This window comes from Pseudonocardia oroxyli (assembly GCF_900102195.1).
GTDB classification, from domain to species: Bacteria; Actinomycetota; Actinomycetes; order Mycobacteriales; family Pseudonocardiaceae; genus Pseudonocardia; species Pseudonocardia oroxyli.
Genome location: NZ_FNBE01000003.1, coordinates 138,819 through 163,932, shown reverse-complemented (window position 1 = coordinate 163,932; position 25,114 = coordinate 138,819). Strand labels below are relative to the sequence as shown.

The window sequence follows — 25,114 nt, the reverse complement described above, 5'->3', positions numbered from 1 at the left end:
CACTCCTCTCAGAGCTTGCCGAGGCTCGCGCGGGCGGCGTCGACGACGGCCTCCGGCGTGAACCCGAACTCGCGGAACAGGGTGGCGGCGTCCGCGGAGGCGCCGTAGTGCTCGATGGACACGGGCACGCCCGCGTCTCCGATGAAGCGGTACCAGGGCATCGCGATCCCGGCCTCGACCGAGACCCGCGCCTTGACCGACGGCGGCAGGACGGAGTCCCGGTACGCGGCGTCCTGCTGGTCGAACCACTCGACGCACGGCATGGACACCACGCGGGTGGGAACGCCGTCCGCCTCGAGGGTCTTCCGCGCCTCGACGGCGAGCTGGACCTCCGACCCGGTGGCGATGATCACGACCTGCGGCTCGCCGTCCGTGGCGTCCGCCAGGACGTAGCCGCCCTTCTGCACGCCCTCGTAGGAGGTGCCCTCCAGGGTCGGGACGTTCTGCCGGGTCAGCGCGAGGCCGACCGGGCCCTCCTGCCACTCCAGCGTCGCGCGCCAGGCGTGGGCGGTCTCGTTCGCGTCCGCCGGGCGCAGCATCGACAGGTTCGGGATGGCCCGCAGCGCCGCGAGGTGCTCGATCGGCTGGTGCGTGGGTCCGTCCTCGCCGAGGCCGATGGAGTCGTGCGTCCAGACGAAGACCGCCGCGGACTTCATCAGCGCGCCGAGCCGCACGGCCCCGCGCATGTAGTCCGCGAACTGCAGGAACGTGCCGCCGTAGGGGCGGGTCGGGCCGTGCAGCGAGATGCCGTTGAGGATCGCGCCCATCGCGTGCTCGCGGACGCCGAAGTGCAGCGTGCGGCCGTACGGGTTCGCGTTCCACATCTTCGTGGCCGCGGACTTCGGGCCGAAGCTGTCCGCGCCCTCCATCGTGGTGTTGTTGCTCTCGGCCAGGTCGGCCGAGCCGCCCCACAGCTCCGGCAGCACCGGCGCGAGGGCCTTGAGCACCTCGCCGGAGGCCTTGCGGGTGGCGAGGCCCTTCGGGTCGACGGGCCACTGCGGCAGCGCGTCGGTCCAGCCCTCGGGCAGGGCGTTGGCCAGCAGGCGGTCCCAGAGCTGCTTGCGCTCGGGCTCCCGCATCACCCAGTCGTCGAACGACTTCTGCCAGGCGTCCTTCTTCCCGCCCAGCCGCTCGCCGACGTCCCGGGTGTGGGCCAGCACCTCGTCCTCGACCACGAAGTCCTTGTCCGGGTCGAACCCGAGGACCTTCTTGGTCTCGGCGACCTCCTCGGCGCCCAGCGCCGCGCCGTGCGCCTTGCCGGTGTTCATCTTGGTCGGCGCCGGGAAGCCGATGATGGTGCGGAGCAGGATGAAGGACGGCCGGTCCTTCTCGTCCCGCGCCGCCTCGAGCGCGGCGAGGATGCCGGTGACGTTCTCCCCGCCCTCGACGACCTGGACGTGCCAGCCGTAGGCCTCGTAGCGCTTCGCGGTGTCCTCGGACAGCGCGATCGCGGTGTCGTCCTCGATGGAGATCTTGTTGTCGTCGTAGATCACCGTGAGGTTGCCGAGCTCCTGGCGGCCCGCGAGCGACGACGCCTCGCTGGTCACCCCCTCCTCGATGTCGCCGTCCGAGGCGATGACGTAGATCTGGTGGTCGAAGGGCGAGGAACCCTCGGGGGCGTCCGGGTCGAACAGGCCGCGCTCGCGGCGGGCCGCCATCGCCATGCCGACCGCGGAGGCGAGGCCCTGGCCCAGCGGGCCGGTGGTGATCTCCACACCGTCGGTGTGGCGCCACTCCGGGTGCCCCGGGGTCTTCGAGCCCCACCTCCGCAGCTGCTTGAGGTCCTCGATCTCCAGGCCGTAGCCCGCCAGGAACAGCTGGATGTAGAGGGTGAGGCTGGAGTGGCCCGCCGAGAGGACGAACCGGTCGCGGCCCGGCCAGTCCGGGTTCGCCGGGTCGTGCCGCATGACGCGCTGGAACAGCGTGTAGGCCAGCGGCGCCAGGCTCATCGCGGTGCCCGGGTGGCCGCTGCCGCAGTGCTGCACCGCGTCCGCAGCCAGGACCCGGACGGTGTCGACGGCCCGCTTGTCCAGCTCGGTCCAGTCCGGCGGCACCTCGGCCCGGGTGAGGGCGGCGAAGTCGGGCTCGGTAGAAGACACGGTGCGGAGCTCCTGTCTGCATCGATGGGGGTGTGACGGTTCAGGGAGGACCGCGGGGGCCCGTCCGACTCGACCCCGGACTCTAGTCCGAAGCGGACGCCCGACGCCCGGTTCGGGGAGTTCGGACACGTAGTCCTCACGAACCGGCTACCCCGCGACCCCCTCCGCCACTCCACGAGCTAGCATCGACGCGCTGTAGAAGTACGCTTCCGCAGTCCCACCACTTACGGTCGAGCGAGGTAGCAGCTGGTGAGCACACCCGTGTCACACCGGGGGGCGGCGTCGACCGCTCCGGCGAAACGCGGCGTCGTGGACACGGTTCGGGCGTACGCCGCGCTCACCAAGGCCCGCATCATCGAGCAGCTGCTGGTCGTGACGGTGCCGGCGATGATCCTCGCCGAGCGCGCCATCCCGTCCGTCTGGCTCATCCTGGCCACCCTGGTCGGCGGCACCATGGCCGCGGCGTCGGCGCACGCGCTGAACTGCGTGGTGGACGCGGACATCGACGCGAAGATGAAGCGCACCGCGCGCAGGCCTACGGCCAGGGGCGAGGTGCCGCCGCGGAACGCGCTGGTCTTCGGCCTGGCCCTCGGCGCGTTGTCCGCGGCCTGGCTGTGGCTGACCACCAACCTGCTCTCGGCGATCCTGTCGGTCGCCGCGATCGCCTTCTACGTGCTGGTCTACACGCTGCTGCTCAAGCGGCGGACCTCGCAGAACATCGTCTGGGGCGGCGCCGCGGGCTGCATGCCGGTCGTCATCGGCTGGTCGGCGGTCACCGGCACGGTCGAGTGGCCAGCGCTCGTCATGTTCGGCGTGATCTTCTTCTGGACGCCGCCGCACTTCTGGGCGCTGGCCATGAAGTACAAGGACGACTACGCGGCCGCCGAGGTCCCGATGCTGCCGGTCGTCGCCACCCCGCGGCAGGTGTCGGTGCGGATCGTGGCCTACGCCTGGGTGATGGTCGCCTGGACGCTGCTGCTGGCCCCGGTCACGTCCTGGATCTACGTCGGGTTCGCGCTGGCGGGCGGCCTCTACTTCGTCGTCATGGCGCACCGCCTGCACGCCGGGGTGAAGGCGGGCGAGAACGTCTCCCCGATGAGGCTGTTCCACCTGTCGAACATCTACCTCTGCGGCCTCTTCCTGGCCATCGCGGTCGACGCGGCCATCGGCCTGCCCACCGTCCTCTGACCGTGCGCGGCGATGGTCGCTCCAGCGACGATCGCCGCGCACGAGGGTCATCTCAGCAGGTCCGGGACCTGCCACTCCTCGCCCAGGACGTGGGTCGCGAGGAAGGCGTGGACGGTCTCGTACCAGAGCGCCGCGTGCTGCGGCGTCAGGATCCAGTGGTTCTCGCTGGGGAAGTACAGGAAGCGGTGCGGGTTCGCCTCGGGGTCGGCGACCCGTGACTGCAGGTCCCACCACAGCCGCAGCGCCTCGCCGATCGGGACCCGGTAGTCCTTGTCCCCGTGGACGACCAGCATCGGCGTCCGGATGGCGTCGGCGTGCCGGTCGGGGCTGTTGGCCAGGGCCCGCTCCGGGCTCATCTCCACGCGCCAGTAGTAGGAGAGGTCCGTCGTCGGGCCGAACTGGTCGAGCGACCACAGGCTCGCGTGCGTGACGATCGCCCGGAAGCGGTCCGTGTGGCCCGCGATCCAGTTGGCCATGTAGCCGCCGAAGGAGCCGCCCATCGCGGCCGTGCGGGTGGCGTCGATCTCGGGGAGGGCCTCCGCCGCGTCCTGCAGCGCCATCAGGTCGGTGTAGGGCGCCTCGCCCCACGCGCCCCAGCCGCGCTGCACGAAGTCCTGTCCGTAACCCGTGGACAGCGCCGGGTCGGGGAGCAGGACCGCGTACCCGCGGGCGGCCATCAGCCACGGGTTCCAGCGCCACTGCCAGGTGTTCCAGCTGCCCAGCGGACCGCCGTGCACCCACAGCAGGAGCGGCACGGGGCCCTGCCGGTCGGGGAGGACGAGCCACGCCCGCAGTGGGGCGCCGTCCACCGCGGTCGCGGTGACCTCGGTGAGCGTGCCGGGGAGCACGGGCGGCTCGACCGGCCCGGGCAGCAGGGTCGGCTGCTGGTCGGGGGCCTGGGCGTCGAGCCGGACGGGGGTGGGCGGGCAGTCCACGGCGTTGCGCAGCGCGTAGACCGTGCCCCCGTCCGGCGAGACGACGGCGTTCGAGTAGGCCCCGTGGTCCCCGGTCAGCCGGGTCACCCGGTCGGACTCGAGGTCGATGCGGAACAACGGGGCCCGGCCCCGGTCGTCGGCGGCCACGACCAGGGCGCGGGAGTCCGGCGTCCACGCGACGTCCGCGGGCCGGCGGTCCCACTCCGGCGCCACCGGGCGTGCCTCCCCGCCGGTCAGGGGCAGCAGCACCAGATCGGTCCGCGGGGCCAGCTCGGGGGTGGTCCGCCGGGTCCGCAGCACGACGACGGCGACCCCGTCCGGGCTGACCCACGCCGGCCCGTAGTCGTGGTCGGGGTCCCCGAGCAGCGTGCGGCGGTCCCCGGTCGCGGTGTCGATCGCCTCGACGACGGTCCGCCGGTCACCGCGCGGCAATGCCACGCTCCACGTGGTGAGCACGGTGCGGCCGTCCGGGCTGAGCGTGGCGGCGGCCTCGTCGAGGGCCCGGCCGGGCGCGGGCGTGAGGTCCCGCCAGCCGTCGTCGGTGTGGATCAGCAGGCGGGGCTCGTCCGGGCCGAGGTCGTGGTCCCAGTACCGGATCGGGTAGCCCTCGTGCAGGATCGCCGTGACCGCGCCGTCCTTGCGGGCCTTGCGGCGCGCGGCGTCGTCCGCGTCGGTCACCGCGGCGGGCAGCGTCGGGCTCGTGACCAGCACCGTCCCCGCGTCCCGGGCCACCGCGACGGCCGACACCCCACCCGCCCGGGTGGCCACGCTGCGGGCCTCGCCGCGCGGGGGGAGCGCCCACAGGGAGGACGACTCGGGCGCGTCCTTCGTGTCCGGGTCCTGTCTGCCGGACACGAACAGCAGGTCACCGTCGGGGGTGAAGACCGGCTGCGACTCGCCCTTCTCGCCGCGCGTGAGCCGCCGGGCGGGCTCGCGACCGGCGGGGTCGACCTCCCACAGCGCGGGCCGCCAGGCGGTGCGGTCGGCCGTCAGGGCGGCCGCGGTGGTGACGAGCCGGTGACCGTCCGGGGACAGGGCGAGGCCTGCGACGCGGGGGAGCTCGACGTAGGACTGGAGATCGGTGAAGTCGGGCACGTGACCATGCCTACACCCTCCGTCCGGAGGGGACGGATTCGCCGCGCAACCGGGTTCCGGGAGACCATGGGCGTCGTGCGTACCGAGCAGGAGACCGGGGGACGGGTGTCGTGGGTGGCGACCGCCGCCGTCGCCGCCGCCTTCCTCGTCACGATGATCGGCACCACGATGCCGACACCCCTCTACCCGCTCTACGAGCAGCGGTTCGGGTTCGGCAGTCTCGTGGTCACGGTGGTGTTCGCGACGTACGCGGTGGGCGTCGGGACCGCGCTGGTGGTGCTGGGCGGGCTGTCCGACCGCATCGGGCGTCGACCCGTGCTGCTGCTAGGCCTGGTCTTCGCGCTGCTCAGCTCGCTGGTGTTCCTGATCCCGGTCGAGCCCGCGCTGTTCGTCGGGCGGCTGCTCTCCGGGCTGTCCGCGGGGATCTTCACCGGGACCGCCACCGCGACGATCATCGACCTCGCCCCGCCCACGGGGAAGCGCCGCGCCGGCCTCGTCGCCGCGGTGGTCAACATGCTCGGGCTCGGGTTGGGCCCGGTGCTCGCCGGGCTGTTGGCCCAGGTCGCGCCGCTGCCGCTGGTGCTGACCTACGTCGTGCACGCCGTGCTCGTCGTCCTCGCGGCGGCCGCGCTGGCCGTGGTGCCGGAGACCGTGCGGCCGCGGGGCCTCCGGATCGAGCCCCTGCGCGTCGGCGGGATCCCGCCCGAGGTGCGCGGCGTGTTCGGGTCCGCCGCGGTCGGCGGGTTCGCGGGCTTCGCGGTCCTCGGTCTCTTCACGGCGGTCTCGCCCGCGGTGTTGGCGCAGGTGATGGGGGTGTCCGGGCACCTCGCCGTCGGCGCGACGGTGTTCGGGATGCTCGGCGCGTCGGCGCTCGGCCAGGTCTCCTCCGCGCGGGTCCCGCCGCGGGTGGCGCTGCCGGTCGGCTGCGTGGGGTTGGCCGTCGGGGTGCTGCTGATCGGCACGGGTGTGGCGGTGGCGTCGCTCGTCGTGTTCTGCGTGGGCGCCGTCGTGGCGGGCCTGGGGCAGGGGATGAGCTTCCGCGCGGGCCTCGCCGCGGTCGGGGAGGCGGCGCCGCAGGAGGTGCGCGGGGCCGTGGTGGCCACGTTCTTCCTCGTGCTCTACATCGCGATCTCGGTGCCGGTGATCGCGGTCGGCGCCGCCACCCAGATCGTCGGCCTGGTCCCGACGACGCTCGTCTTCAGCGTCGTCGTCGCGCTGCTGGCCGCGGTGGCGGCCGTCCTGACCCGCCGCGCCGTCCACGACTGACCCCGATCCCGGGACTCGCGGGGCCGCGGCTCAGGCGTGGGCGGGGGTGCGGGGTTCGACGGGGGTGGTCTGCGGGGCCGGGGCGCGCTCGCTGGTGGCCGCCCAGACACCCGCGGCGGCCGCGGTGGTCAGGGCCGCGCCGAGGACGTGGAGGGCCACCAGCAGCTCCGGGACGCCCAGGGCGTACTGGATCCCCCCGAGCGCGCCCTGGGCCAGCACGATCGCGACCAGCAGCGCGAACCGGCGCTTGAGCCGCGCGGGGGCGTGCACCGCCCACAGCGCGAAGCCCAGCCCGACGACCAGCCCGAGGTAGGCGAACAGCAGGTCCGCGTGCAGCTGGGCGAGCAGGGTGACCGGGACGTCCAGCCGGGGGGTGTTCGCGTCCCCCGCGTGCGGGCCCGCCGCGGTGACCAGCGTCCCCGCCACGAGCAGACCCCCGAGCACGACGGTGGAGACGGCGCCCAGGGTCCGCACCGGCCGGGGCACGACGCGGGTCACGGCCCCGCCCGCACGCGCCTCGTCGACCAGCTCGACGGCCAGCCACACCAGCACCGTCGAGGCCAGGAAGTGCGGCATGACGCTCCACCAGGCCAGCCCGGCGAGCACGGTGAACCCGCCGATCACGGCCTGGGCGACCACGCCCAGCGGCATGGCCAGGGCGAGGAGGGTCAACCGCGTCCGGCGGGGCCGGGTGTTCAGCGCGGCCAGGAAGGTGATCCCCGCGACGATCACCAGGAAGATCGACAGCAGCCGGTTGCCGAACTCGATCCACTGCACGAGCGGGGCGATCTCGGGGTGCGGCTCCGGGACGAGCGAGCCGGGGAAGCAGTTCGGCCAGGTCGGGCAGCCGAGCCCGGAGCCCGTGACCCGCACGACCGCCCCGGTCACCATGATCCCCGCCTGGCCGATCAGCGACAGGATCGCGAGCCGCCGCATCCACAGCGGCGAGGTGGCGGGGATTCGCGTCATACTACGCATCGTAGAAGCAGGAGCCCACCGGCGACACCGCCGGGTTCCTACCGGAGCTTCACCGCGCGGACCGCCACCCCACCGGCCACGACGGCCCAGGCGAGCAGCACCAGCACGGGGCCCGCCCCGGGGCCGGTGCCGTCGACCAGCGAGCCCCGCAGCCCCTCGGCCAACGCCCCGGACGGCAGCAGGGCGGCGACCGCGGCGAGGCCCGCGGGCAGCTGGGCCAGGGGGATCACGATCCCGCCGCCGAGCAGCAGCACGAACCAGACGAGGTTGGCCACCGCCAGCACGATGTCCGCGCGCAGGGTGCCGCCCAGCAGGATCCCCAGCGCCCCGAACGCCGCACAGCCGAGCAGCACCGTGACCAGCGCCCACAGCACCCCGCCGAACGTCGGCGTCCAGCCCAGCAGCGCCGCGATCACGCCGAGGACGACCAGCTGCACCGCGACCACGGCCAGCATCGCCGCGAGCCGCCCGGCGACCAGCAGCCAGCGGGGCAGGGCGGTGGCCGCGAGCCTGCGGATCACGCCGTAGCGGCGGTCGAACCCGAGCGCGATGGCCTGGCTGGTGAACGCCGTGGACATCACGGCGAGCGCCAGGATCGACGGGACCACGGAGTTCACCCGCGGCTCCGGCAGCGGGAACACCCGCAGCACCGACAGGCCGACGAGCAGCACGATCGGGATCAGCAGGGTGAGCAGCACGTGTTCGCCGTGCCGCAGCGCCATCCGGGTCTCGGTGCCCGCCTGGACACGGAGCATCCGGCCGAGGGAGCCGCGGCCGGGGGCCGGGGTGAACGTGCCCGCGGGGAACGGGGTCATGAGCGCAGCTCCCGCCCGGTGAGATCGAGGAAGACGTCCTCGAGGCTGCGCCGGGCGACCTGGACGTCGTCGGCCAGGGCGCCCTGGCCCGCGCACCAGCCGGTGATCGCGGAGAGCACCTGGGGGTCGATCCGACCGCGGACGACGTAGCGGCCCGCGACGGTCTCCGCCGCCCGGTAGCCCGGCGGGAGCGCCGCGGCCAGGGCCGTGACGTCCATCCCGGTGCGGGCCCGGAACCGGAGCTCCTGCTCGTCGCCGGTGGAGGTGGTGAGCTCGGCGGGCGTGCCCGCGGCGACGACCGCGCCGTGGTCGACGATCACGACCTGGTCGGCGAGCGCTTCCGCCTCCTCCATCAGGTGCGTGGTGAGCAGCACCGCCACCCCGTCCCGGCGCAGCGCGGCGACGAGGTCCCACACCAGCCGCCGGGCCTGGGGGTCCATGCCCGCGGTCGGCTCGTCGAGGAACACCAGCTCGGGACGGCCGACCAGCGCGCAGGCGAGCGCGAGCCGCTGCTGCTGGCCGCCGGAGAGCCGCTTGTAGGGGGTGCGCGCGGCGGAGTCGAGGCCGAGCACGCCGATCAGCCAGTCCGGGTCCAGCGGATGCGCCGCGCAGGCCGCGACCAGCCGCAGCATCTCGCCCGCCTTCACCCCGGGGTAGGCCCCGCCGCCCTGGGGCATCACGCCGATGCGGGCGCGCAGGCCGTCCGGCCCGCCGGACGGGTCCTCGCCCAGCACCCGGACCTCGCCCGCGTCCGCGTCCTGGAAGCCGGTGCAGATCTCGACGGTGGTGGTCTTGCCCGCGCCGTTGGGCCCGAGCAGGGCGAGCACGGCACCCCGGTCCAGGGTCAGGTCGAGGCCTGCCACGGCGGTGGTGGCGCCGAACCGCTTCACCAGGCCTCGCACCGACAACGCATGCACAACGGGTGAGTCTACGAAGGCGCGCGGATCTCCGCGTCGGGGCCCGACTCAGCACCCGACTCCCGGCGGACGAGCTCGCGCAGGACCACGAGCGCCACCAGCAACATCACCGCGCCGGCCAGGATGGCGAAGGGCAGCTGGTAGGCGCGGAAGTTGAAGTCCGCGCCGGTCGGCGGGACCATCAGCGCGATCACGGCGGACGCCGCGAGGGCGAACCGGCGGTAGCGCGGCATCCCGCGGGTGGCGGCCAGCGGGATCGCCGCCCACAGCAGGTACCACGGGTGCACCACGGGCCCGAGCAGGACGACGGCGCCCAGCCCCACCCCGACGCCCGTGACCGGCTCCACGCGGCCCTTCAGGCACAGCCACAGCAGCCACGCGACGACGGCGGCGATCGCGATCCCGCCGATCCCGCGCGTGATCGCCAGCGTGGTGTCGGTGTGGTCGCCGAGGCCCGCCAGGATCCCGACCTGCCCCGACAGCTGCCCGAGGTCGGTGGACAGCGACATCCAGCTGCGGATCTCGTTGGCCGTGCCCTGGGTGTGGATCCAGCCGAAGCCCAGCCCCGTGCCGAACCCGATGACCAGGTACACGCCGACGGCGACGGCGCCGAGCAGCCCCGCGGCGCGCGCGACGTCCCGGAACCGGCCACCCCACTGCCGGGCCAGGTCCATCCCGACGAACCCGAGCGCCAGCAGCGCGGGCAGCTTCACCGACCCGCCCAGCGTGATCAGCGCCGCCCCCGCGACCCACCGCGCCCACGGCACCGGCGCATCCCCCGGACCGCTCCGACGGTCGACTCTGCGAGCTCCGTCGCTGGGACGAGGGTCGACTCCGCGAGCTCCGCCGCTGGAACGACGGTCGACTCCGCGAGCTCCGCCGCTGGGACGAGGGTCGACTCCGCGAGCTCCGTCTCCGAGCGCCAGATGCAGCCCGGCCAGCAGCAGGCCGATCATCAGCGCCTCGTTGTGGATGCCGCTGACCAGGTGGAACAGCACGAGCGGGTTCGCCGCGCCCAGCCAGAGCGCCAGCCCGGGCTCCATCCCGCAGCGGCGGGCGAGCTTGGGCAGCGCCCACACGATCAGGCCGACGCCGACGAGCGCGAGGGCCCGGTGGGCCAGCACACCGAACACGACGTCGTTGCCGGTCAGCGCGGTGATGCCGCGCCCCACCGCGATGAACAACGGCCCGTACGGCGCCGGGGTGTCCCGCCAGATCGTGGGGATGGTGCGGGTCAGCGGATCGTCGACGCCGAGGGCCTGGGCCGGGCCGAGGACGTACGGGTCCAGGCCGCGAGCCATGATCGCGGACTGCGCGAGGTAGCTGTAGACGTCCTTGGAGAACATCGGCGGCGCCATCGCCAGCGGGATCGCCCACAGGATCCCGGTGCGCCCCAGCGACACCCGGTCCGGCGCGGGCGGGATCGCGCCGCGCGCGGAGAGCATCCGCCCGATCCAGAGCCACGCCAGCACCAGCATGCCCATGCCCGCGTAGGTCAGCGCGATGGCGAGGGTGGCGTTCCGCGCGGGCAGGCCGATCAGGCGCAGCCCGTTGAGCGGGTTCGGGACCGGGAGCGCGCCCGCCCCCAACGACCCGACGGCCATGAGCAGCGCCCCGGTCAGCCCCAGCCTGCGGGCGAGCCGGGCGGGATCGCGCCGCGCCGCCACGGCAGGATCCTGCAGGACGGGCGAGGCCATGCCGTGAGCGTACGGAGCCCGGGTCCAGTGAGCCCGCTCACCCCATGGCGGGGGTGCCTTTGCCGTCCGCGCGGATATAAGCAACACTGGTGTTGTGAAAACAGCCGGACCGACCGAGACCGGGGCGCCGCAGGTGCCCGGGCTCGACCTGTCCGGAGGAACCCGGCGCGCGGTCGCGCGCCTGCTCATGGAGCAGGGCCCGATCACCGCGGCCGAGGTCGCCGCCGAGCTGCACCTGTCCGCCCCCGCGGTGCGCAGGCACCTCGACGCGTTGCTGGCGGACGGCGAGGCCGAGGTCCGGGAGGCCCCGCGCCGCGGCCGCCGCACCCGCGGCCGTCCGGCCAAGCACTTCCTGCTGACGGACGCCGGCCGGGTCCGGTTCGGCCACGGCTACGACGATCTGGCCACCTCGGCGCTGCGCTTCCTCGCCCAGCACGCGGGGGAGCAGGCGGTGGGCGAGTTCGCCCGCACCCGGGTGCGGGACCTGCTCGGCGGGGCCGTCGAGGAGATCCACGCCGCGGGCGGACCGGGGGAGCGGGCCGAGGCCCTCGCCCGGGTCCTCAGCTCCCGCGGCTACGCCGCCGCCGCCCGCGAGGCGGGCGCCGGTGTGCAGCTGTGCCAGCACCACTGCCCGGTGGCCCACGTGGCCGCCGAGTTCCCCGAGCTCTGCGAGGCGGAGACCGAGGCGTTCGCCGAGGTCCTGGGCACGCACGTGCAGCGGCTGGCGACGATCGCACGCGGCGACACCGCGTGCACCACCCACGTACCCCTGATCGCACCCGAACGCGGCCAGGGGCGGCAAGTGACCACCACGTCCCCGAGAGGGAGGCAGCATGACGACCACTCCTGAGGCTCAGCAGGCGCTGACACAGGAGGAGACGCTCGCGACGCTCGGCCGGTACGACTTCGGTTGGGCCGACTCGGACGTCGCCGGGTCCACCGCGCGCCGCGGACTCTCCGCGGACGTGGTGGCGGACATCTCCCGCCTGAAGAACGAGCCCCAGTGGATGCTGGACTTCCGGCTCAAGGCCCTGGACCTCTTCGAGCGCAAGCCCATGCCGCGCTGGGGTTCGGACCTGTCGGGCATCGACTTCGACAACATCAAGTACTTCGTGCGGTCCACGGAGAAGCAGGCCTCCAGCTGGGAGGACCTGCCCGAGGACATCAAGAACACCTACGACAAGCTGGGCATCCCGGAGGCCGAGAAGGCCCGCCTGGTCGCCGGTGTCGCCGCGCAGTACGAGTCCGAGGTCGTCTACCACCAGATCCGCGAGGACCTGGAGGAGCAGGGCGTGATCTTCCTGGACACCGACTCGGGGCTGCGCGAGCACCCGGAGCTGTTCCAGGAGTACTTCGGCTCGGTCATCCCGTCCGGGGACAACAAGTTCTCCGCGCTCAACTCGGCCGTGTGGTCGGGCGGCTCGTTCATCTACGTGCCGAAGGGCGTGCACGTGGAGATCCCGCTGCAGGCCTACTTCCGGATCAACACGGAGAACATGGGCCAGTTCGAGCGCACGCTGATCATCGCGGACGAGGGCTCGTACGTGCACTACGTCGAGGGCTGCACCGCGCCGATCTACAAGTCGGACTCGCTGCACTCGGCCGTCGTCGAGATCGTCGTGAAGAAGAACGCCCGGGTGCGGTACACGACCATCCAGAACTGGTCGAACAACGTCTACAACCTGGTCACCAAGCGCGCCAAGGCCGAGGAGGGCGCGACCATGGAGTGGGTCGACGGCAACCTCGGCTCCAAGGTGACCATGAAGTACCCGGCCGTGATGCTGATGGGCGAGCACGCCAAGGGCGAGGTCCTGTCCATCGCGTTCGCGGGCGAGGGGCAGCACCAGGACGCCGGCGCGAAGATGACGCACCTGGCGCCGAACACGTCGTCGACGATCATCTCGAAGTCGGTGGCGCGCGGCGGCGGGCGGACCTCCTACCGCGGCCTGATCCGGGTCAACCCCCGGGCCAAGAACTCGAAGAGCACGGTGAAGTGCGACGCGCTGCTGGTCGACACGATCAGCCGCTCGGACACCTACCCGTACGTCGACATCCGCACGGACGACGTGCAGATGGGCCACGAGGCCACCGTCTCCAAGGTGTCGGACGACCAGCTCTTCTACCTGATGAGCCGCGGGCTCACCGAGGACGAGGCCATGGCGATGGTCGTGCGCGGGTTCGTCGAGCCCATCGCGCGCGAGCTCCCCATGGAGTACGCCCTCGAGCTGAACCGCCTGATCGAGCTGCAGATGGAGGGTTCGGTCGGATGACCTCGCAGGAAGTCGCCGGTCTGGCGCCCGAGCTCAAGGGCGCCAAGAAGGGCCAGGGCGAGACCCCCGTCCTGTCGGCGGGCGAGCGTTTCACCTCCTACGACGTCGAGGCCTTCGAGGTCCCGAGCGGTCGCGAGGAGAACTGGCGGTTCACCCCGCTCAAGCGCCTCAAGGGCCTGCACGACGGCACCGCCGCGCTCGACGGGCGCGCCACGGTCACCGTCACGGGCGCGTCGGCCGAGACCGTGGGTCGGGACGACCCGCGGATCGGCGAGGCGGGCACCCCGGCCGACCGGGTGGCCGCGCAGGCCTGGTCCGCGTTCGCCGAGGCCACGATCGTCACCCTCGACGGCACCCCCGACCCGGTCACGGTCACGGTCGAGGGCCCCGGCGCGGGTTCGACGGCGGCCGCGCACCTGCAGCTGCGCACCACCACCCACGCCGAGGCCACGGTCGTGCTCGAGCACCGCGGGTCCGGCGTGCTGGCGGACAACCTGGAGATCGTCCTGGCCGATGCGTCGCGCCTCACGGTGGTCGTCACCGAGGAGTGGGCGGACGACGCGGTGCACGTCTCGGCGCAGCACCTGTCGATCGGGCGGGACGCCGTGCTCAAGGTCGTCTCGGTCGCGCTGGGCGGCGACCTCGTCCGGGTCAGCCCGACGGTCACCTACCGCGGCCCCGGCGGGGACGTGGACCTGGTAGGCCTGGGCTACGCGGACGCGGGACAGCACCTGGAGCAGCGGCTCCTCGTGGACCACGCGGTGCCGCAGTGCCGCAGCAACGTGCTCTACAAGAACGCGCTGCAGGGCGAGGGCGCGCACACCGTCTGGATCGGGGACGTGCTGATCCAGGCCGCGGCGGAGAACACCGAGACCTACGAGTTCAACCGCAACCTGGTCCTCACCGAGGGCGCGCGGGCGGACTCGGTGCCGAACCTCGAGATCGAGACCGGCGAGATCATCTCGGCCGGGCACGCCTCGGCCACCGGCCGCTTCGACGACGAGCAGCTGTTCTACCTGCAGAGCCGCGGCATCGACCTGGAGTCGGCCCGCAGGCTCGTCGTGCGGGCGTTCTTCGGCGAGATCCTGCTGCGCATCCCGACCACCACCCTCCCCGAGCTGCGGGCGCGGTTGGAGCAGGCCATCGAGGCCGAGCTCGCCGCGACCGGCGTCTAGTCGACCCACCACTGGAGTACGAAGTGTCCACCCTGGAGATCAAGGACCTGCACGCGTCGGTGACCACCGACGAGGGTCCCAAGCCCATCCTCAAGGGCGTCGACCTCACCGTGAAGGCGGGGGAGACCCACGCGATCATGGGGCCGAACGGCTCCGGCAAGTCCACCCTGGCCTACGCGATCGCGGGCCACCCCAAGTACGAGATCACCTCCGGCGAGGTGCTGCTCGACGGCGAGTCCGTGCTGGACATGACCGTCGACGAGCGGGCCCGGGCGGGCCTGTTCCTCGCCATGCAGTACCCGGTCGAGGTGCCCGGCGTGTCGATGGCGAACTTCCTGCGCTCGGCGGCCACCGCCGTCCGCGGCGAGGCGCCGAAGCTGCGCACCTGGGTCAAGGAGGTCAAGTCCGCGATGTCCGACCTGGACATCTCGGACGAGTTCGCGGACCGCTCCGTGAACGAGGGCTTCTCCGGCGGGGAGAAGAAGCGCCACGAGGTGCTGCAGCTCGCCCTGCTGAACCCGAAGATCGCGATCCTGGACGAGACCGACTCCGGCCTGGACGTCGACGCCCTGCGCGTCGTCTCCGAGGGCGTGAACCGGTTCCGCAACGAGTCCAACGGCGTCCTGCTGATCACGCACTACACGCGGATCCTGCAGCACATCACCCCGGACTTCGTGCACGTCTTCGCCGGTGGCCGGGTCGTCGAGTCCGGCGGTCCGGAGCTGGCGAACGACCTCGAGAAGCACGGCTACGAGCGCTTCGTGAAGGCGCCGGCATGACCGCGGTCCAGGCCCCCTCGGGTCTGGACCTCGCCGCCATCCGCGGCGACTTCCCGATCCTGTCGCGCACCGTCCGCGAGGGTCGTCCGCTCGTCTACCTGGACTCCGGGGCCACCTCCCAGCGGCCCCGGCAGGTGCTCGACGCCGAGCGCACGTTCCTCGAGACGCACAACGCCGCCGTCCACCGCGGCGCCCACCAGCTCGCCGAGGAGGCCACGGACGACTACGAGGCGGCGCGGGCGAAGATCGCGCTGCTCGTGGGGGCCGAGCCCGAGGAGCTGGTGTTCACCAAGAACGCCACCGAGGGCATCAACCTGGTCGCGTACGCGTTCTCCAACGCCTCCATCCGGACCGGCCTGTCGGCGGACTCGGAGCGGTTCGCGCTGGGCCCGGGGGACGAGATCGTCGTCACCGAGCTGGAGCACCACGCCAACCTGGTGCCGTGGCAGGAGCTGTGCCGGCGCACGGAGGCGACCCTGCGCTGGTACGGGATCACGGACGACGGCCGGATCGACCTCGACTCGCTGGAGCTCTCCGAGCGCACACGGGTCGTGGCGTTCGCGCACCAGTCGAACGTCACCGCCGCGATCGCGCCGGTGGCCGAGCTGGTCCGCCGGGCCCGCGAGGTCGGTGCGCTCGTCGTGCTGGACGCCTGCCAGTCCGTGCCGCACATGCCGGTGAACCTCACCGAGCTGGGTGTGGACTTCGCGGCGTTCTCCGGGCACAAGATGCTCGGCCCGTCCGGGGTCGGGGTGCTCTACGGGCGCACCGAGCTGCTCGACGCGATGCCCCCGTTCATCACGGGCGGCTCGATGATCGAGATGGTGCGGATGGAGGGCTCGACCTACGCGCCGCCGCCGCAGAGGTTCGAGGCAGGCGTGCCGATGACCTCCCAGGCGGTGGGCCTGGGCGCGGCCGTGGACTACCTGTCGGCGATCGGCATGGACCGGGTCTTCGCGCACGAGCAGGAGCTCGCCCGCGTGGCCCTGGACACGCTGGGGCAGGTCGAGGGCGTGCGGATCGTCGGGCCGTCCGACCTGACCGACCGCGGCGGCGCCGTGGCGTTCGTGGTGGACGGGGTGCACGCCCACGACGTCGGGCAGGTGCTGGACGACCGGGGCGTCGCCGTGCGGGTGGGTCACCACTGCGCGTGGCCGCTGCACCGGCGGTTCGGAATCGCCGCGACCGTCCGAGCGTCCTTCCACGTGTACACCACGGTGGAGGAGGTGGCCCAGCTCGCCGACGGCGTCCGGGCCGCCCAGAAGTTCTTCGGGGTCTGACATGCAGCTCGAACAGATGTACCAGGAGATCATCCTGGACCACTACCGGCAGCCGCACGGCGCCGGTCTGCGGGACCCGTACGACGCGGAGACCCATCACATCAACCCCACCTGCGGGGACGAGGTGACGCTGCGCGTCAAGCTGGACGGGGACTCCGTGCAGGACGTGTCGTACGAGTCGCTCGGCTGCTCGATCAGCCAGGCGTCCACGTCGGTGCTGACCGACCTGGTCGTCGGCAAGAGCGTCGAGGAGGCGTTCCGGATCCTGGAGTCCTTCCAGGAGATGGCGCAGAGCCGCGGCAAGGTGCCCGGGGACGAGGACGTCATCGGAGACGGGATCGCCTTCGCGGGCGTCTCCAAGTACCCGGCGCGGGTCAAGTGTGCTCTGCTGGGCTGGATGGCGTTCAAGGACGCCGTGGTGCGGGTGAAGGAGGAGGAGACGTCATGACCGAAGAGGTGGTGCGGGGTGCCGCCGGCATGCCGGAGCCCGCTGCGTCGAGCGAGGGTCCCTCGATCGACGACATCGAAGAGGCCATGCGGGACGTCGTGGACCCCGAGCTGGGGATCAACGTCGTCGACCTGGGTCTGGTCTACGGCCTGAAGGTCGAGGACAAGAAGGCGATCATCGACATGACGCTCACGTCCGCGGCCTGCCCGCTGACGGACGTCATCGAGGAGCAGGCCCGCAGCGCCCTCACCGGCCCGAGCAACGGCAGCCTGGTCGAGGACATCGCGATCAACTGGGTCTGGATGCCGCCGTGGGGCCCGGAGAAGATCACCGAGGACGGCCGCGAGCAGCTGCGCGCCTTGGGGTTCCGCGTCTAGGCGCATTATGGATCCATAACGTCGAAACCCGCGCCCAATTCCAGCACTATGGAGCCATAATGCCGGTTTCGGGCCCCGAAAACCGCGTTAAGGTTCCATAGTGCGGAGGGTGTAGGGCTGGAGGTGGCGGTAACCCTTGACCTGCAGCGGGCGTAGGCGCTGGGTGCGGTAGCGGTCGTCCGCGCGCAGTGCCTCGCGCACCTCGCGGTCGACCAGGATGGTGTCCGGCCGGGCGTGGGTGGTGAGCCGGGCGGCGATGTTGACGGTCTCGCCGTAGACGTCTCCGAAGCGGGTGAGCACCTCGCCCGCGGCGAGCCCGATCCGCAGCGGGGGCAGCACCGGCTCGGCGCGCACCCGCTCGTGCAGGGCGACCGCGATCTCGGCGGCCGCCGCCACCGTGTCGGTCACGAACAGCACCTCGTCGCCGACGGTCTTGACGATCCGCCCGCCGCCCCCACCGATGACGTCGGTGGTCACGGCCTCGAACTGGGCGATCATCTCGGCCAGCTCGGCGGGGGAGCGGCGCCGGGTGGTCCGGGTGAAGCCGACCATGTCGGCGAACCCGACGGTCAGCTCGCGCGTGTCGTTCTCGTCGTCGAGCGGGCCGACGACGAACCGGGACACCGCCGCGGCGACGTGGCGGCGCCAGATGTAGGTCTGGGCCCGTTCGAGCAGCGGGAGCAGGTCGCGGGCGGCCGCGAGCGCGTTCTCGGGCTCGGCGCCCTCGGCCCGGTCCGCCACCATCCGCGCCAGCATGCCGACCTGCCAGTCCGCGAGCCGGGACATGGACTGGGCGATCGCCCGGATCACGGTCTCGCGGACGTCGGTGGGCAGCGCCCGGGCGGCCGGGTCGGTCGCGAGCAGGCTCGCGGCCTCGACGTCCCGGTCGGTGAAGTACACGAGATCGTCCGGCACGTCCGGGAAGCCGAGGGACCGCCACAGCCGCAGGGCCTCGTCCTCGGTGACCCCCGCGCGCGCCACCACCTCGCCGCGGGTGTAGCGGCGCGGCCCGTCCAGCACCCGCTCCTCCAGAGCGGTGACCAGCGCGGACGACTCGTCGAGGCGCCGCCGCTCGCCGCGGGCCGCGGCCTCGAGGAACTCCCCGAAGTCCTGCTCCCAGGTCATGAGTGCTCGGTCAGGTGGTGTGCACGATCAGCACGTCGACCCCGGAGCGGCGGGCCACGTCCGACGGCACCGACCCGAGGATGCGGCCGCTGAGCGTGTTCAGGCCCTTGTTGCCGACGACGAGGAGGTCCGCCCGGTGGTTCTCGACGGCCTTGCGCAGCACGTCGGCCGGGGCCCCGTCCTCGGCGACCTTGGTGATCTTCCGCGCGCCGACCGCGGCCGCCCTGTCCTCCGCGGTGCGGAGCACCTCCTCGGCGGGGGTCCAGCCGCGGACCTGGTAGGCCTCGTCGCCGAGCACGTCCTCGGCGTCCGCGGTGTCCTCCCGGGAGGCGGGGGTGTAGGCCGAGACGATCACGAGCTGGGCCTCCGCGTCCCGGGCGACCGCGGCGGCGCGCTCGACGGCGACGTACGAGGTGGACGATCCGTCGGTGCCGACGACGACGGTGGTGTAGGCGGACATCTGCCCTCCGGGGATCGGGTGTGTCGGCAGGTTACCCGGGGGTAGGCGTCGAGCAGCGTCCGGACCGGCCGTGACCTGCGTGGGGTTCACCCGGTGGGGTGGGCGGCGACCCCCAGCGCGGGGCCGACGAGCCGGGCCCGCAGCGGCCAGCTCGCGTGCCGGTAGAGCGCTCCCATCGCGGCGAGCGTGCCGGGCAGGTCGGCACGCGCGGTGAGGTAGGCCCAGCGGTGCCTTTCGGGGAGCCCGAAGAAGACGTCGAAGAAGGCCGGGACCTGGGCGGGCGGCATCCGCAGCAGGGACTCCAGTCCGCGGCGCCGCAGGGCGTGGACGGCGAGCGCCGGGGCGGGCCAGAGCACCCGCCGGGCGGCCGCGACGGCGTCGGGGCGGGTCAGCGCCTCGGCCAGCCGGGGGGCGAGGGTGAGCGCGGTGGCCACGGAGAACCCGGTGGCCGGGTGGACGAGGGGGGTCGCGGCGCCGAAGGCCGGCTCGGAGGGCCGGGCCGGGCCGACGAGACGGCGGGGGGACGGGCTGAGCGGGCCGTCGACCGGGAAGCGGACGCGTTCCGTGCGGGCGTCCGCGGGCGCCGCGATCCCGTGGTGGGCGAGCCGCGCGTGCAGCCGCTCCCGCAGCTCGGGCAGGGGGAGCCCCGGCCGCCGGGCCAGGGACGTCTCCTCCAGCAGCACGGCGCCGCCGCCGAGCGGGACGGCGTAGAGGAACGTCGGCCATCCCGGGCGGCCGTGGTCGGGGCGCCAGTCCATGAACAGCGCCTCGCCGCGGGCGACGAACGGTGCGGCGAGGTCCTCGTCCACCACGACGCCGTAGGCCGTCTGCTCCGCGGCGACGCGGCGCGTGGTGGGCCGGTGGCCGGTCGCGTCGATGACGATCCGGGCGCCGAGGCGGGCCTCCACCTCGCCGAGCCGGGCCCGGTGCAGCGCGACGCCCGCGAGGCCCTCGTCGAGCGCGGCCCGCAGCCCCGCCGTGTCCAGGACCGTGTAGTCCCACCCGAGCGCGTGCTCGCGCCCGGCGACCGCCCGGCCGCGGGAGCGGGAGGCGATCGCGGAGTCGGGGAGCGGGGGGAGCTCGCCGGACCAGGCCGCGAACGTGGACCGCCAGGGGCGCTCCGGCGCGGGATCGGCCAGTGCGGTCCGCAGCCCGACCTTCGCGCACGCCCCCGCCAGCGCCCGGCCCGCGGGTCCCCCGCCCGCCACGAGCACGTCGAGCATCGGGTGCCTCAGCGCCCCGACGCCAGTGCTCCGCCGTCGAGCCGGATGGTCTCGCCGGTGATCCAGCCGGACTCCGCGTCGGAGACCAGGAAACCGACCGCCCGCGCCACGCCCTCGGGCCTGCCGAGGCGCTGCATCGGGTAGCGCTTCGCCACGCCCTCCTCGTCGTGGGCGTAGAGGGCCTCGGCGAACCGCGTCCTGACCACGGCCGGGGCCACCGCGTTCACCCGGATCGCGGGCGCCAGCTGCCCGGCCAGCTCCTGGGTCAGCATGATCAGCGCCGCCTTCGACGCGGCGTACGCGCCGATCGCGCCCGTGGCGCGCAGCCCGGCCATGGACGCGACGTTGACGATCGCGCCGCCGGACTCGGCCATCCCCGCCCGGTACGCGAGCTGCGCGAACCCGAGCGCGGCGACCACGTTGACGTCGAACGTCCTGGTCACGGCGGCCAGGTCGGCGTCGATCAGCGACCCGAACTGGGGGTTGATCCCCGCGTTGTTGACCAGGATCGACAGGTCGCCGAACTCGGCCACCGTCCGCTCGACGGCCTCGGCGCGGGAGTCCGGGTCACCCGCGTTGCCGGCGACGGTCAGCACCCGGCCGCCGAGCGCGGCCGCGGCCGCGGCGAGCTCGGGCTCCTTGCGCCCGGTGATCGTGACGGCGGCGCCGCGCCGCAGCAGCTCCTCGGCGATCGCGTAGCCGATCCCGCGGCTCCCGCCGGTGACGAGGGCGGCCCGGCCGGCCAGCTCGGCGCCTGCTCCGGTGACATCGGTCATGACCGGCACCCTACGGCGCAATCCGGTCGCCCCGGCCCGGTAGCCTGGGGGCGTGATCCAGATCGAGTAGGTCAGACGCGCCCCGTCGTGCGTCCCTGCTCGTGTGCCCACCCTCCTTGGAGTACTGCTGTGATCACCGCCTCCGACCTGGAGCTGCGTGCCGGTTCCCGCATCCTGCTGGCCGGCGCGAACCTGCGCGTGCAGCCCGGCGACCGGATCGGTCTCGTCGGGCGCAACGGCGCGGGCAAGACCACCTCGATGCGCGTGCTGGCGGGCGAGGGCGAGCCCTACGGCGGCCGCGTCACCAGCAACGCGCCGATCGGCTACCTCCCGCAGGACCCGCGCGAGGGCGACCTGTCCGTCACCGCGAAGGACCGGGTGCTCTCCGCCCGCGGGCTGGACGAGCTGCTCCGCAAGCTGGAGAAGGTGCAGCTGCGGATGGCCGAGGTCCTCGACGGGCCGGAGAACGACAAGGCCGTCCGCGAGTACGGGCGCCTGGAGGAGCGGTTCTCCTCCCTCGGCGGGTACGCCGCGGAGTCCGAGGCCGCGCGGATCTGCACGAACCTCGGCCTGCCCGAGCGGGTGCTGCACCAGCAGATGCGGACCCTGTCGGGTGGTCAGCGGCGCCGCGTGGAGCTCGCCCGGATCCTGTTCGCGGCCAGCGACGGCGGGTCCCAGTCCGCCACCACGCTGCTGATCGACGAGCCCACCAACCACCTCGACGCCGACTCGATCACGTGGCTGCGCGGTTTCCTCAAGTCCCACGAGGGCGGGCTCGTGGTCATCAGCCACGACACCGACCTGCTGGCGGACGTGGTGAACAAGGTCTGGTTCCTCGACGCCACCCGCGGCGAGGTCGACCAGTACAACATGGACTGGAAGCGCTACCTCGAGGCGCGCGCCACGGACGAGAAGCGCCGCCGCCGCGAGCGGGCCAACGCGGAGAAGAAGGCCTCGGCCCTGCACGCCCAGGCGGCCAAGATGGGCGCCAAGGCCACCAAGGCGGTCGCGGCCAAGAACATGGCCCGCCGCGCGGACGAGCTGCTGGCCGGGCTGGAGCCCGAGCGGCAGGCGGACCGCGTCGCGAAGATCCGCTTCCCCACGCCCGCCCCGTGCGGCCGCACCCCGCTCACGGCGGAGAACCTGTCCAAGGCCTACGGGTCCCTGGAGGTGTTCACCGGCGTCGACCTGGCGATCGACCGCGGCACGAAGGTCGTGGTGCTGGGCCTCAACGGCGCGGGCAAGACCACGCTGCTGCGCATGCTCGCCGGCACCGAGACGTCGGACTCGGGCGAGGTCGTGGCCGGGCACGGGCTGCGCACCGGCTACTTCGCCCAGGAGCACGACACGCTCGACATGAGCGCCAGCGTCTGGGAGAACATCCGGCACGCCTCGCCGGACTCGCCGGAGCAGCAGCTGCGCACCGTGCTCGGCACGTTCATGTTCTCCGGGGAGCAGCTGGAACAGCCCGCGGGCACGCTGTCCGGCGGCGAGCGCACGCGGCTCGCCATGGCGGGTCTGGTCTCCAGTGCCGCCAACGTGCTGCTGCTCGACGAGCCGACGAACAACCTCGACCCGGCCAGCCGCGAGCAGGTGCTGGACGCGCTGCGCCGCTTCGAGGGCGCCGTCGTGCTCGTCACCCACGACCCCGGCGCCGTCGAGGCCCTGGAGCCGGACAAGGTCATCGTGTTGCCGGACGGGACCGAGGACCACTGGTCCGCCGAGTATCTCGAGCTCGTCCAATTGGCCTGAATCGTCACGATTCGCACGCCTCGTGCTGTGGTCCAGTTCACGTGGATCACCCGTACGCGTGATCCGTTCGGGGGAACCGCTCACCGATCATGCGTGATGTTGCGCTGGCCACATCCCGGCGGTTGGATCATCATGACCTGCACCGACGAGCCGATGGGCGGCTCCGGTGGGGCCGAGGAGGTCAAGAGTCGTGGCCGACCTGAAGAAGGGCGCCCGGATCACGGGGACCCAGCGTGACAAACTCGCCACCGACCTGAAGAAGAAGTACGAGAAGGGGGCGAGCATCCGCGCACTGGCCGAGCAGACGGGCCGGTCGTACGGATTCGTGCACCGCGTGCTGAGCGAGACCGGGGTGACGCTGCGCGGTCGCGGCGGCGCCACCCGCACCAAGAAGAAGTAGCCCTCCGCCGAGGTGCGCCCGCCGGCGTCAGCAGCGTACGGCGGCGGGCCGCGCTACCCGTCCGTCCGCCACGGATTCCCGGTGCCTGTCGCGCCGCGGCGAGCGGGACGGCGCACCATGGTCGAATGGATCGGCCCTTCACCATCATGCGCGCGACGATGCGCGCGGCGGACACCCCGCGGTCCGTGGCCCCCGGGACCGTGCGGCGCATCTGGGGGTTCGCCCATCCCTACCGCGGTCGGCTGCTGGCGTTCCTGCTGCTCACGACCGGGACCGCGGTCATCGGGGTGGTCACCCCGCTGCTCGCCGGCCGGGTCGTCGACACCATCGTCGGCCGGGCGGACGGGGCCGCCCGCCAGGTCGTCGTCCTCGCGCTGACCATCGCCGCCCTGGCCGTGTGCGAGGCGCTCATCGGGCTCGCCGCGCGCTGGTTCTCCTCCCGGATCGGCGAGGGTCTCATCGTGGACCTGCGCACCGCCGTGTTCGGGCACGTGCAGCGGATGCCGGTCGCCTTCTTCACCCGCACCCGCACCGGTGCGCTGGTCAGCAGGCTCAACAGCGACGTCATCGGGGCCCAGTCGGCGATCACGACGACGCTGGCGAGCGTCCTGTCGAACGTCATCCAGCTGACCCTCGCGCTCGCCGTGATGATCGGGCTCGCCTGGCAGGTCACCGTGCTCGCGCTGGTGCTGCTGCCGATCTTCGTGCTGCCCGCCCGCCGGATGGGCAGGCGGATCGCGGACCTGCGCCGCGAGGCGGTCGACCTCAACGCCGGCATGAGCACCCAGATGACCGAGCGGTTCTCGGCGGCGGGCGCCACGCTGGTCAAGCTGTTCGGCCGCCCGCGCGAGGAGGCGGCGGAGTTCACCGCGCGGGCCGAGCATGTGCGGGACATCGGGGTCCGGACGGCGATGGTGTCCCGGGTCTTCGTCACATCGTTGTCGCTGGTCTCCGCCCTGGCGCAGGCGCTGGTCTACGGCCTGGGCGGCTGGCTGGCGGTGACGGGGCGGATCGAGCCCGGCACCGTCGTCACTCTGGCGCTGCTGTTGACCCGGCTCTACACGCCGATGACCGCACTCGCCAACGCCCGCGTGGACGTGATGTCCGCGCTGGTGGCGTTCGAGCGGGTCTTCGAGGTCCTCGACCTCCCGCCGATGATCACCGAGGGCACCCGGGAGCTGCCGCCGGGCCCGGTGTCCGTACGGCTGCGGGACGTGCACTTCTCCTACCCCACGGCGGAGCAGGTGTCGCTGGCCTCGCTGGAGGACGTCGCCGTCCTCGACCGCCGGGCGCCCGGCGAGGTGCTGCACGGGATCTCCCTGGAGGCGCCCGCCGGGTCACTCGTCGCGCTCGTCGGGCCGTCCGGGGCCGGGAAGTCGACGATCGCCGCGCTGCTCCCGCGGCTCTACGACGTCGACTCCGGCGCGGTCGAGCTGGCCGGGACGGACGTGCGGGAGCTGACGTTCGCGTCGCTGCGCCGCACGGTCGGCGTCGTCACCCAGGACGGTCACCTCTTCCACGACACCATCGCCGCCAACCTGCGCTACGCCGCGCCGGAGGCCACGGACGCCGAGCTGCGGGAGGCCGTCGAGCGGGCGCGGCTCGGGGAGGTGCTGGCCCAGCTGCCGGACGGGCTCGACACGGTGGTCGGCGAACGGGGCTACCGGCTCTCCGGCGGGGAGCGCCAGCGGCTGACGATCGCCCGGTTGCTGCTGGCCAGGCCGCCCGTCGTCGTGCTGGACGAGGCCACCGCCCACCTGGACTCGGAGTCCGAGGTCGCCGTCCAGGAGGCCTTGGCGGAGGCCCTCGCCGGTCGCACCGCCATCGTCATCGCCCACCGGCTCTCGACGATCCGGGCGGCCGACCGGATCGCGGTCGTCGAGGCGGGCCGGATCGTGGAGCAGGGGACCCACGAGCAGCTCCTGGCCGCGGGCGGCCGCTACGCCGCCCTGTACCGGACCCAGTTCGCCGCCCCGGTCACCGACGCCTCCTGCGGCCTCCCGGGCTGCGACCACGCTCACACGGTCGGGACGGGGTCGCCCTGACCCGGTCGGCCTAC

22 protein-coding genes are annotated in these 25,114 nt (G+C 73.2%); 12 read left to right on the top strand and 10 right to left on the bottom strand.

From position 1 onward, the window contains the following. Positions 1-8: 8 nt before the first annotated feature. On the bottom strand, positions 9-2,099 hold the full coding sequence (gene tkt, locus BLS43_RS05755) for a transketolase (RefSeq protein ID WP_093077853.1): 2,091 nt from the start codon (positions 2,097-2,099) through the stop codon (positions 9-11). Between the two features lie 309 nt (positions 2,100-2,408). Here tkt and BLS43_RS05750 point away from each other — a divergent pair, with 309 nt between their 5' ends. After that, the gene (locus tag BLS43_RS05750; protein ID WP_245707323.1) at positions 2,409-3,287 is read left to right on the top strand and encodes a heme o synthase; all 879 of its coding nucleotides are present in this window, start codon (positions 2,409-2,411) and stop codon (positions 3,285-3,287) included. A 47-nt stretch (positions 3,288-3,334) separates the two neighbouring features. Here BLS43_RS05750 and BLS43_RS05745 read toward each other — a convergent pair whose 3' ends face one another. Next, positions 3,335-5,317 carry a S9 family peptidase gene (locus tag BLS43_RS05745; RefSeq protein WP_093077848.1) on the bottom strand — a complete coding sequence of 661 codons (1,983 nt, stop codon included), beginning with the start codon at positions 5,315-5,317 and terminating at the stop codon, positions 3,335-3,337. A 75-nt stretch (positions 5,318-5,392) separates the two neighbouring features. Between BLS43_RS05745 and BLS43_RS05740 the strand changes: the two genes are divergently transcribed. After that, entirely contained in the window at positions 5,393-6,583 is a 1,191-nt protein-coding gene (locus BLS43_RS05740) for an MFS transporter (RefSeq protein ID WP_245707322.1), read from the top strand. A 30-nt stretch (positions 6,584-6,613) separates the two neighbouring features. On the opposite strand, the gene BLS43_RS05735 is transcribed toward BLS43_RS05740, so the two are convergent. The 4 genes from BLS43_RS05735 to mptB are packed head-to-tail and all read right to left on the bottom strand — an operon-like array spanning position 6,614 to position 10,990. Continuing rightward, positions 6,614-7,552, bottom strand: a complete 939-nt coding sequence (locus tag BLS43_RS05735) for a COX15/CtaA family protein (protein ID WP_245707321.1) — start codon at positions 7,550-7,552, stop codon at positions 6,614-6,616. Positions 7,553-7,599: 47 nt separating this feature from the next. After that, a complete protein-coding gene (locus BLS43_RS05730; protein WP_093077843.1) occupies positions 7,600-8,376 on the bottom strand; it encodes an ABC transporter permease in 777 nt (258 codons plus the stop codon). Then, positions 8,373-9,284 (bottom strand): ABC transporter ATP-binding protein, encoded by a 912-nt coding sequence (locus BLS43_RS05725; protein ID WP_093078510.1) that lies wholly within the window; start codon positions 9,282-9,284, stop codon positions 8,373-8,375. Before BLS43_RS05725 ends, BLS43_RS05730 begins: the two co-directional genes overlap by 4 nt. A gap of 20 nt (positions 9,285-9,304) precedes the next feature. Then, on the bottom strand, positions 9,305-10,990 hold the full coding sequence (gene mptB, locus BLS43_RS05720; RefSeq protein ID WP_176921186.1) for a polyprenol phosphomannose-dependent alpha 1,6 mannosyltransferase MptB: 1,686 nt from the start codon (positions 10,988-10,990) through the stop codon (positions 9,305-9,307). A 94-nt stretch (positions 10,991-11,084) separates the two neighbouring features. Between mptB and BLS43_RS05715 the strand changes: the two genes are divergently transcribed. Genes BLS43_RS05715 through BLS43_RS05685 form a run of 7 tightly spaced genes read left to right on the top strand, consistent with a single transcriptional unit; the run spans position 11,085 to position 17,319 of the window. After that, positions 11,085-11,840 carry a helix-turn-helix transcriptional regulator gene (locus BLS43_RS05715; protein ID WP_245707320.1) on the top strand — a complete coding sequence of 252 codons (756 nt, stop codon included), beginning with the start codon at positions 11,085-11,087 and terminating at the stop codon, positions 11,838-11,840. Beyond that, entirely contained in the window at positions 11,824-13,260 is a 1,437-nt protein-coding gene (sufB, locus tag BLS43_RS05710) for a Fe-S cluster assembly protein SufB (RefSeq protein ID WP_093077840.1), read from the top strand. The genes BLS43_RS05715 and sufB overlap by 17 nt, the downstream gene beginning before the upstream one ends. Continuing rightward, a complete protein-coding gene (gene sufD / locus BLS43_RS05705) occupies positions 13,257-14,435 on the top strand; it encodes a Fe-S cluster assembly protein SufD (protein ID WP_093077837.1) in 1,179 nt (392 codons plus the stop codon). The genes sufB and sufD overlap by 4 nt, the downstream gene beginning before the upstream one ends. A gap of 23 nt (positions 14,436-14,458) precedes the next feature. Next, positions 14,459-15,214 (top strand): Fe-S cluster assembly ATPase SufC, encoded by a 756-nt coding sequence (gene sufC, locus BLS43_RS05700; protein ID WP_093077834.1) that lies wholly within the window; start codon positions 14,459-14,461, stop codon positions 15,212-15,214. Further along, positions 15,211-16,494 (top strand): cysteine desulfurase, encoded by a 1,284-nt coding sequence (locus BLS43_RS05695; RefSeq protein ID WP_093077831.1) that lies wholly within the window; start codon positions 15,211-15,213, stop codon positions 16,492-16,494. Before sufC ends, BLS43_RS05695 begins: the two co-directional genes overlap by 4 nt. Position 16,495: 1 nt before the next feature. Beyond that, positions 16,496-16,942: a Fe-S cluster assembly sulfur transfer protein SufU gene (sufU, locus tag BLS43_RS05690; protein WP_093077828.1), complete on the top strand. Its 447-nt coding sequence runs from the start codon at positions 16,496-16,498 to the stop codon at positions 16,940-16,942. Further along, entirely contained in the window at positions 16,939-17,319 is a 381-nt protein-coding gene (locus tag BLS43_RS05685; protein WP_093077825.1) for a metal-sulfur cluster assembly factor, read from the top strand. Before sufU ends, BLS43_RS05685 begins: the two co-directional genes overlap by 4 nt. An 87-nt stretch (positions 17,320-17,406) precedes the next feature. On the opposite strand, the gene BLS43_RS05680 is transcribed toward BLS43_RS05685, so the two are convergent. From BLS43_RS05680 to BLS43_RS05665, 4 genes are all read right to left on the bottom strand, one after another. After that, positions 17,407-18,444, bottom strand: a complete 1,038-nt coding sequence (locus tag BLS43_RS05680; RefSeq protein ID WP_093077822.1) for an adenylate/guanylate cyclase domain-containing protein — start codon at positions 18,442-18,444, stop codon at positions 17,407-17,409. Between the two features lie 10 nt (positions 18,445-18,454). Beyond that, positions 18,455-18,904, bottom strand: coding sequence for a universal stress protein (locus tag BLS43_RS05675; protein WP_093077819.1), 450 nt, complete (start codon positions 18,902-18,904; stop codon positions 18,455-18,457). Between the two features lie 86 nt (positions 18,905-18,990). After that, entirely contained in the window at positions 18,991-20,127 is a 1,137-nt protein-coding gene (locus BLS43_RS05670; protein ID WP_093077816.1) for a lycopene cyclase family protein, read from the bottom strand. 8 nt (positions 20,128-20,135) lie between these two features. Then, positions 20,136-20,903: an SDR family oxidoreductase gene (locus tag BLS43_RS05665; RefSeq protein WP_093077813.1), complete on the bottom strand. Its 768-nt coding sequence runs from the start codon at positions 20,901-20,903 to the stop codon at positions 20,136-20,138. A 129-nt stretch (positions 20,904-21,032) separates the two neighbouring features. On the opposite strand from BLS43_RS05665, the gene BLS43_RS05660 reads away from it, so the two are divergent. The 3 genes from BLS43_RS05660 to BLS43_RS05650 all read left to right on the top strand — a co-directional run bounded on the left by BLS43_RS05660 (position 21,033) and on the right by BLS43_RS05650 (position 25,100). Beyond that, positions 21,033-22,655, top strand: coding sequence for an ABC-F family ATP-binding cassette domain-containing protein (locus tag BLS43_RS05660; RefSeq protein ID WP_093077810.1), 1,623 nt, complete (start codon positions 21,033-21,035; stop codon positions 22,653-22,655). Between the two features lie 190 nt (positions 22,656-22,845). Next, complete coding sequence (locus tag BLS43_RS05655) at positions 22,846-23,055, top strand: helix-turn-helix domain-containing protein (protein ID WP_028932228.1); 210 nt, start codon at positions 22,846-22,848, stop codon at positions 23,053-23,055. Positions 23,056-23,180: 125 nt separating this feature from the next. Beyond that, complete coding sequence (locus BLS43_RS05650; RefSeq protein WP_093077808.1) at positions 23,181-25,100, top strand: ABC transporter ATP-binding protein; 1,920 nt, start codon at positions 23,181-23,183, stop codon at positions 25,098-25,100. Positions 25,101-25,114: the final 14 nt, after the last annotated feature.

Excerpts from the sequence above, each read along its gene's own strand:
- BLS43_RS05665 (WP_093077813.1), bottom strand. The coding sequence starts at position 20,903 with ATGACCGATGTCACCGGAGCAGGCGCCGAGCTGGCCGGCCGGGCCGCC.
- sufD (WP_093077837.1), top strand. The coding sequence starts at position 13,257 with ATGACCTCGCAGGAAGTCGCCGGTCTGGCGCCCGAGCTCAAGGGCGCC.
- BLS43_RS05735 (WP_245707321.1), bottom strand. The coding sequence starts at position 7,552 with ATGACGCGAATCCCCGCCACCTCGCCGCTGTGGATGCGGCGGCTCGCG.
- BLS43_RS05695 (WP_093077831.1), top strand. The coding sequence starts at position 15,211 with ATGACCGCGGTCCAGGCCCCCTCGGGTCTGGACCTCGCCGCCATCCGC.
- sufB (WP_093077840.1), top strand. The coding sequence starts at position 11,824 with ATGACGACCACTCCTGAGGCTCAGCAGGCGCTGACACAGGAGGAGACG.
- BLS43_RS05670 (WP_093077816.1), bottom strand. The coding sequence starts at position 20,127 with ATGCTCGACGTGCTCGTGGCGGGCGGGGGACCCGCGGGCCGGGCGCTG.
- mptB (WP_176921186.1), bottom strand. The coding sequence starts at position 10,990 with ATGGCCTCGCCCGTCCTGCAGGATCCTGCCGTGGCGGCGCGGCGCGAT.
- sufU (WP_093077828.1), top strand. The coding sequence starts at position 16,496 with ATGCAGCTCGAACAGATGTACCAGGAGATCATCCTGGACCACTACCGG.
- BLS43_RS05685 (WP_093077825.1), top strand. The coding sequence starts at position 16,939 with ATGACCGAAGAGGTGGTGCGGGGTGCCGCCGGCATGCCGGAGCCCGCT.
- BLS43_RS05730 (WP_093077843.1), bottom strand. The coding sequence starts at position 8,376 with ATGACCCCGTTCCCCGCGGGCACGTTCACCCCGGCCCCCGGCCGCGGC.
- BLS43_RS05675 (WP_093077819.1), bottom strand. The coding sequence starts at position 18,904 with ATGTCCGCCTACACCACCGTCGTCGTCGGCACCGACGGATCGTCCACC.
- BLS43_RS05680 (WP_093077822.1), bottom strand. The coding sequence starts at position 18,444 with ATGACCTGGGAGCAGGACTTCGGGGAGTTCCTCGAGGCCGCGGCCCGC.
- BLS43_RS05650 (WP_093077808.1), top strand. The coding sequence starts at position 23,181 with ATGGATCGGCCCTTCACCATCATGCGCGCGACGATGCGCGCGGCGGAC.